The organism is Flavobacterium sp. (genome assembly GCF_044369455.1).
Lineage (GTDB): Bacteria > Bacteroidota > Bacteroidia > Flavobacteriales > Flavobacteriaceae > Flavobacterium.
The window spans coordinates 1-6,636 of sequence record NZ_JBIPLW010000090.1 but is presented as its reverse complement, the minus strand read 5'-3'; the positions used below and the strand labels follow the sequence as shown (position 1 = coordinate 6,636).

The following is a 6,636-nucleotide window of genomic DNA, read 5'->3' as shown; positions in this document are numbered from 1 at the left end:
TTTGTAACAGACCCAATTGATTGGAAATATAGTAGTGCAAGGAATTATGGAAACAATGATCAAACAATATTGGAAATTGATTTAAATTAGTTTGTGGGCACGAGCAAGATGCTCGCGCTAGCTGGGGGTTAAATTACTTACATTATAATCCAGTCGAAACAGGATTTGTAACAGACCCAATTGATTGGAAATATAGTAGTGCAAGGAATTATGGAAACAATGATCAAACAATATTGGAAATTGATTTAAATTAGTTTGTGGGCACGAGCAAGATGCTCGCGCTAGCTGGGGTGATATTTTATCAAAAAAACAGAAAAAAAGAAAGATGAATATTGAAATTTCGAATAATTTTAAAAAAATGACCACAAAAGCAATTGTTTCAATTGGTTTATTTTTAATTGTTTACATTTTGCTTTTATTTTTAGCAATTGGTTTAACAATATTAAGCGTTATAGGAGGATTTTATATTATTGCAGCAAAACCAATGGCAATTACAATTGGTTTAGGTATTGGTTTAGCAAGTTTAGGCTTTTTTATACTTGCTTTTCTATTCAAATTTATTTTCAAAAAACACAAAATTGACAGAAGTCACTTAACTGAAATTAAAGAACAAACTGAACCTAAGTTATTTAAATTTATAAGTGATATAGTTAAGGAAGTGGAAACAGATTTTCCAAAAAAAATATATTTATCCACAGATGTAAACGCAAGTGTATTTTATGACTCAAGTTTTTGGAGTATGTTTTTTCCAATTAAGAAAAACTTACAAATTGGATTAGGTCTTGTAAATACCATCACAGAACAAGAATTCAAAGCAATCATGGCTCACGAATTTGGACATTTCTCACAAAAAAGTATGAAAGTTGGAAGTTATGTTTACAATGTGAATCAAGTAATTTTCAATATGCTTTACGATAATGAATCATTTGATCAAATGATTCAAAAATGGGCAAATATAAGTGGCTATTTTTCTATTTTTGTTGTGATTGCTGTAAAAATCATCGAAGGAATTCAATGGATTTTGAAAAAAATGTATGATTTTATAAATATTAACTATTTAGCTCTTTCAAGAGAAATGGAATTTCACGCAGATGAAGTTGCTGCAAATGTTGCAGGTTTTTTACCTCTCAAAGAATCATTATTAAGAATGGATTTAGCAGATCATTCTTATAATTCAGTGATTAACTATTATGAAAACAAATTATCGGAAAATATAAAAAGTGAAAATATTTACAAAGAACAAAAATATGTATTAAACTTTTTAGCAAACGAAAGTGAATTACCATTTAAGAATAGTTTTCCAATAGTTTCTACTATAGATTTAAGTAAATTTAACAAATCAAAACTCATCATTAAAGACCAATGGGCTTCGCATCCAAGCATTGATGAAAGAATTTCAAATCTTGAAAGATTAAATATTACAAAAGAAAATACAATTCAAGAATCTGCAAATTCATTGTTTCTTTCTGTAGAAACACTTCAACAAAACTTAACAAATAAGTTGTTTTCATTCGTTGAAAATTCAGATAAATTATTATCAGTAAAATTTGATGATTTTAAAACTGACTACAATACAAATTATGAAAAAAACACTTTTAATAAAATTTACAATGGTTATTATGATAATAAAAACCCAAATTATTTTGATATAAATGATGTCGTAAACTTAAGTGAAAATCATAATCTAGAAATGCTTTTCAATAAAGAAAAGATAGATATGATTTATGATTATATTGCGCTAGAGAATGATGAAAACACTTTATTAAATTTAGAAAATAAGGTTTTTTATATAAAAACATTTGATTATGATGGACAAAAATTTAAAGCAAAAGATACCAGTTTATTAATACCTAAAATCGAATATGAAAAAGAAAATTTAAGAGTTGAAATAACTAAAAATGATATTGCCATTTATTCTTATTTTTATAATTTAGCTAAAGAAAAAGCACTAGAAACAGAGTTAAAATCAAAATACGTCGCATTTTTTAAAAACGATAAAGAACACGACCAAAAATCTGAACTATATATTAATTTGCTAAAGGCAACAGAATTTGTTAGTAATGTTACACCTTTTGAGCAAATAAAATCTAATTTCAACAATCTCAAAAAATTAGAAACGGAACTAAAAAAAGAAATTACAATTATTTTAGAAAATGAACTTTACAAATCAGAACTAACGGAATTGATTAAAGAAAATTTTGATAAATACTTAAAAGAAAATTGGGTGTATTTTACAAACGATGAATACATTGATTATGAATTACAAATCCTTTTTAAATCCATTAATGATTATAGTTATCTAATTTCAAGAGGATATTTTTTAATTAAGAAAGATTTACTAAATTTTCAAACAGAACTTTTAACTTGATAAAAAAACATCGCACAACAGCAGTTTTCAATAATGGCGGGTTTTGGGCTTAATTTTAAGTTGGTTTTGTAGTTGGAAAATTAGTCATTAACTGATAGTTTAGGCTACCTTAATCCGCCACATCGCCAAGCAGCGAAACGTTGCAGTAATACTAAAAAACAAAATCTATATGAAAATAATCCTCTCCTTTATTGCATCGCTGACTGTAACTTTCTGTACTGTATACGCACAGGAAACTTCAGTAAATGCTTTTAATCCCGTTGACCTAAATTGGTATAACGCAGACCAGAATAATAACCAAATTATGGGTGCAAGTGTCAATAAAACTTATAAGGAGTTACTTGATGGGAAAGAAGCGAAAAAGACTGTTATAGTGGCTATAATAGATAGCGGAGTTGACATTAACCATGAAGACCTAAAAGGAAAGATATGGCTCAATGAGGATGAAATCCCAAATAATAATATTGATGATGACCGCAACGGTTTTATAGACGATTTGTATGGCTGGAACTTCATTGGCAATGCGAAAGGGGAAAATATCAATTATGAAAATTTAGAATACACTCGGATATATAAATCGGGAACTGAAGCTAAAGATTATAAGGTCGCCAAAAAGCAATATGAAGCAGAATTAGAGAAAAGAATCAAAGAAAAGGAGAATCTGACACGGTTTTCAGAAAAATATACTAATGCTAAAGCCCTTTTTAAGGAAAAGACAGGTGTTGAGGTAACCAATGAGAGTGATCTTACGACTATAACCTCTAATGACGCTTCTTTGTCTGAAGCCATTACTTTTTTAAAAAGAATATATAGTAACGGTTTTTCTGAAGAATCATTAGTCAGCAATAAAAAAAGGAATACTGAGTTTTTAGATTACTACCTAAATGTCAACTTTAACCCAAGAGCCCTAGTCGGAGACAACCCAAATGATATCAATGACAACCATTATGGTAATGCTGATATAATTGGTCCACGAGCCAATCACGGAACCGGATTAGCAGGAATTATAGCTGGAATAAGAGATAATGGAGTTGGTATTGACGGTATAGCAACAAATGTTAAACTGATGATTTTAAGAACAACACCCAACGGAGATGAAAGAGATAAAGACGTAGCTCTGGCAATAAGATATGCTATTGAAAACGGGGCGGACATAATCAATATGAGTTTTGGCAAGGCTTTTTCACCTCAAAAAAGTTTTGTTGATGATGCAATAAAGTTGGCTGAGAAAAAAAATGTCTTGCTGGTACACGCGGCAGGTAATGAAGCAGAAAACATCGATGAATTTGTACATTATCCAAGTGATTGTTACGGAGACTTATCCGAATTCACTAATTTTATCAATGTAGGTGCTAGCGGAAAAAATGTCGATAAAACCCTTGCCTGTTTCTTTTCAAACTACGGTAAAAAGCATGTTGATATTTTTGCTCCCGGTGAAGATATAGTAACAACGGATGAAAACAACACCTACAGCATGCATAGTGGAACTAGTGAAGCGGCTCCAATTGTAACAGGTATTGCTGCCATTATTTTATCTTACTATCCAGATTTAACACCACAACAACTAATTGCCATATTACTCGATTCTTCTACAAATTTGAAAAACAAAAAAGTACTTAAACCCGAATTAAAAAATGAAAACATGGAACTAGTTTCTTTTGACAAATTATCAAAAAGTGGAGGTGTTGTAAATGCCTATGAAGCCATGAAAATGGCAGAAAATAGAAAGAACTAAAACAAATACGCTTTCCAAAAGTACTACTGCTAACAAATGCTAAAATTCATAGCTAGTTTTTCGGTAAAATGTACCCAATAGCAAAGGACACCCCGATAGCTCGGATTTACTTCGTCAGTTCGCTTTGCTCGGGTGTAATCCGTGCGCATAAAGTTGAGCAGGCAAAGACAAGGCATTTGAAAAACAGAAAGATTTAATTTATATTTGATTTGATTTTTATTGTAGGCACGGAATGCAAATCCGCGCTATCGGGGAACAATGATCAGACAATATTGGAAATTGATTTAAATTAGTTTATGGGCACGAGCAAGATGCTCGCGCTAGCTGGGGTTGTTCAAAAATTCCCTCGCTGACGCGCGACTTGAGCGAAGCGACTGGCGAAGCAATCCCTTCGCGTGGTAAATGATATAAAGTACGAACGTGACGCTTGCACCAGCTTAGGAAATGGCGAAAAATGTGCAACATTCACCTTTTCCTTTCGCAAGAGTTTTTATCTTTGTGGTAAATATGCTGTAACGAAGTTAGCCACGTCATGAAGTGGCAGAACGCTTGCGAAACTTTTTTCGCCTATAAATAAGTTGCCTACATTTTTTTTTACAACATAAACTTCAAACAAAAAATATGATTTTAAAATTTCTTGGACTTTTCGTAACAGCTTTTAGCTTGTCAACAACTTCTTATGGACAAACAGAAAATTCTGTTGATGTAACACCACATTGGAAAAAAAATGAAACTCATTCTGTAATAATAAAAAGTACAACTACCGACAATAACAATGGGAAAGATCAAAACTTCTTATCAACTTTTGATGCAATGTTTATTGTAAAAGAAGCATCAGATAATGGATACAAAGTTGAATGGACATATACAAATGCTAAATTGGCGGACAATGAACCAGTTTTAGAAAACCAAATTGTCGCAAAATTGTTAAACACAAAACTGCTTATTAAACTTTCTGATGTTGGAAAATTTGTAGAACTTATCAATGTTGACGAAGTGAAAATTATAACCAATAAAGTTGTCGATGAACTTATTGCAAATAGCGCTACTAATCCAACAATGAACGCACAGTACAAATCAGCAAAACAACTTATTGCTTCAAAACAGGGTTTAGAAATTGCTATACTAAAGCAAATTAAGTTTTACAATTTTTCATTCGGCTACAACTATAAATTAAACTTCATTCAGACAAACAATATCAAGTTTCCAAATCCTCTTGGTGGACAACCTTTTGACGCTATAGAAAAAGTTCAGTTGACAAAACTCGACACTAAAAATTCTGTTTGCACAATCGAGACTAATAAAGTTATAGATGGAAAGACTTTAAAAACCGTTGTAATTGACTACGTTAAAAAGGCAACAAACTCTAATCCACAAGCAATTGAGGAAATTAATAAAGCAAGTCTTGGAATGACAGAAAACACAATGCAACAGATTGACTTTTCAAAAGGAATAATTCAAAAATCTTTTTTCAAAAGGACAGCGAACCTTGGTTTTCAAAACAGGACAACATTGTTGGAAATCGAAACTGTAGACTAAAAATCTCCCGAAGCGTCGGGTTTACTTCGTCAGTTCGCTTTGCTCGGGTGTAAACCGTGCCCATAACGTTGAGCAGGCAAAGAAAAGGCATTTCAAAAACAGAAAGATTTAATTTATATTTGATTTGATTTTTATTGTAGGCATGGAATGCAAATCCGCGCTATCGGGGTTTAAATTAGTTTGTGGGCACGAGCAAGATGCTCGCGCTAGCTGGGGTAATCCGTGCCCATAATGTTGAGCAGGCAAAGACAAGGCATTTCAAAAACAGAAAGATTTAATTTATATTTGATTTGATGTTTATTGTAGGCACGGATTGCAAATCCGCGCTATCGGGGTTTAAATTAGTTTGTGGGCACGAGCAAGATGCTCGCGCTAGCTGGGTACGACCTTTTTCTTTTTCAAAAACATCAGCTTCCTTTTTATAAAAAAGGTTTTTATTGTCCCGTAAAACCAATATATTTACTTCATAATTAATTAAAATCAGTTCGGATGAGGGTTTTTAGACAAACTGACGTTAGCGGCTATTTTTACAGATTTTACTATGACAGACTTAACCATATACAAAGAAGAATTTTGCATTTCAACTGACAAAAGGAAATTAGACATAGATGCAATTCACGAATTTTTATCAACAAAAGCATATTGGTGTTTAAATATACCTAAAGACAAAGTGCAAACTGCAAATGAAAATTCGTTATGCTTTGGCATTTATCAAGACAATAAACAAATCGGTTTTGCAAGAATAATTACTGACTTTTCAACAATCGCCTATTTGGGCGATGTGTATATTTTAGAAGAATACAGAGGTAGAGGACTTTCAAAATGGTTAATGGAAACCATTATGAGTTATCCGAATTTACAGGGTTTAAGAAGGTGGATTTTACTTACAGTTCACGCACACGAGCTTTACCGTAAATTTGGGTGGACTGACATTGCAGACTCAACCAAATGGATGGAACTTCACAATAAAAACGCTTATTCAAAATAACAATGG

At 31.9% G+C, this 6,636-nt stretch carries 4 protein-coding genes and 1 pseudogene; all 5 read left to right on the top strand.

Annotation, left to right across the window (positions count from 1 at the left end; translation table 11 throughout):
• Positions 1-128: 128 nt before the first annotated feature.
• Positions 129-254: pseudogene (locus ACIQ2L_RS14690) on the top strand (transposase); the annotation flags it as partial.
• A gap of 71 nt (positions 255-325) precedes the next feature.
• On the top strand, positions 326-2,368 hold the full coding sequence (locus ACIQ2L_RS14685) for a M48 family metalloprotease (RefSeq protein WP_396160169.1): 2,043 nt from the start codon (positions 326-328) through the stop codon (positions 2,366-2,368).
• A gap of 169 nt (positions 2,369-2,537) precedes the next feature.
• Complete coding sequence (locus ACIQ2L_RS14680; protein WP_396160167.1) at positions 2,538-4,103, top strand: S8 family serine peptidase; 1,566 nt, start codon at positions 2,538-2,540, stop codon at positions 4,101-4,103.
• Positions 4,104-4,724: 621 nt separating this feature from the next.
• A complete protein-coding gene (locus ACIQ2L_RS14675) occupies positions 4,725-5,642 on the top strand; it encodes a hypothetical protein (protein WP_396160165.1) in 918 nt (305 codons plus the stop codon).
• Positions 5,643-6,183: 541 nt separating this feature from the next.
• Positions 6,184-6,630, top strand: coding sequence for a GNAT family N-acetyltransferase (locus tag ACIQ2L_RS14670; RefSeq protein WP_396160163.1), 447 nt, complete (start codon positions 6,184-6,186; stop codon positions 6,628-6,630).
• Positions 6,631-6,636 lie beyond the last annotated feature (6 nt).

Bases quoted from the DNA above. Each gene is read 5' to 3' on its own strand.
- ACIQ2L_RS14685 (WP_396160169.1), top strand. From the start codon at position 326: ATGAATATTGAAATTTCGAATAATTTTAAAAAAATGACCACAAAAGCA.
- ACIQ2L_RS14680 (WP_396160167.1), top strand. From the start codon at position 2,538: ATGAAAATAATCCTCTCCTTTATTGCATCGCTGACTGTAACTTTCTGT.
- ACIQ2L_RS14675 (WP_396160165.1), top strand. From the start codon at position 4,725: ATGATTTTAAAATTTCTTGGACTTTTCGTAACAGCTTTTAGCTTGTCA.
- ACIQ2L_RS14670 (WP_396160163.1), top strand. From the start codon at position 6,184: ATGACAGACTTAACCATATACAAAGAAGAATTTTGCATTTCAACTGAC.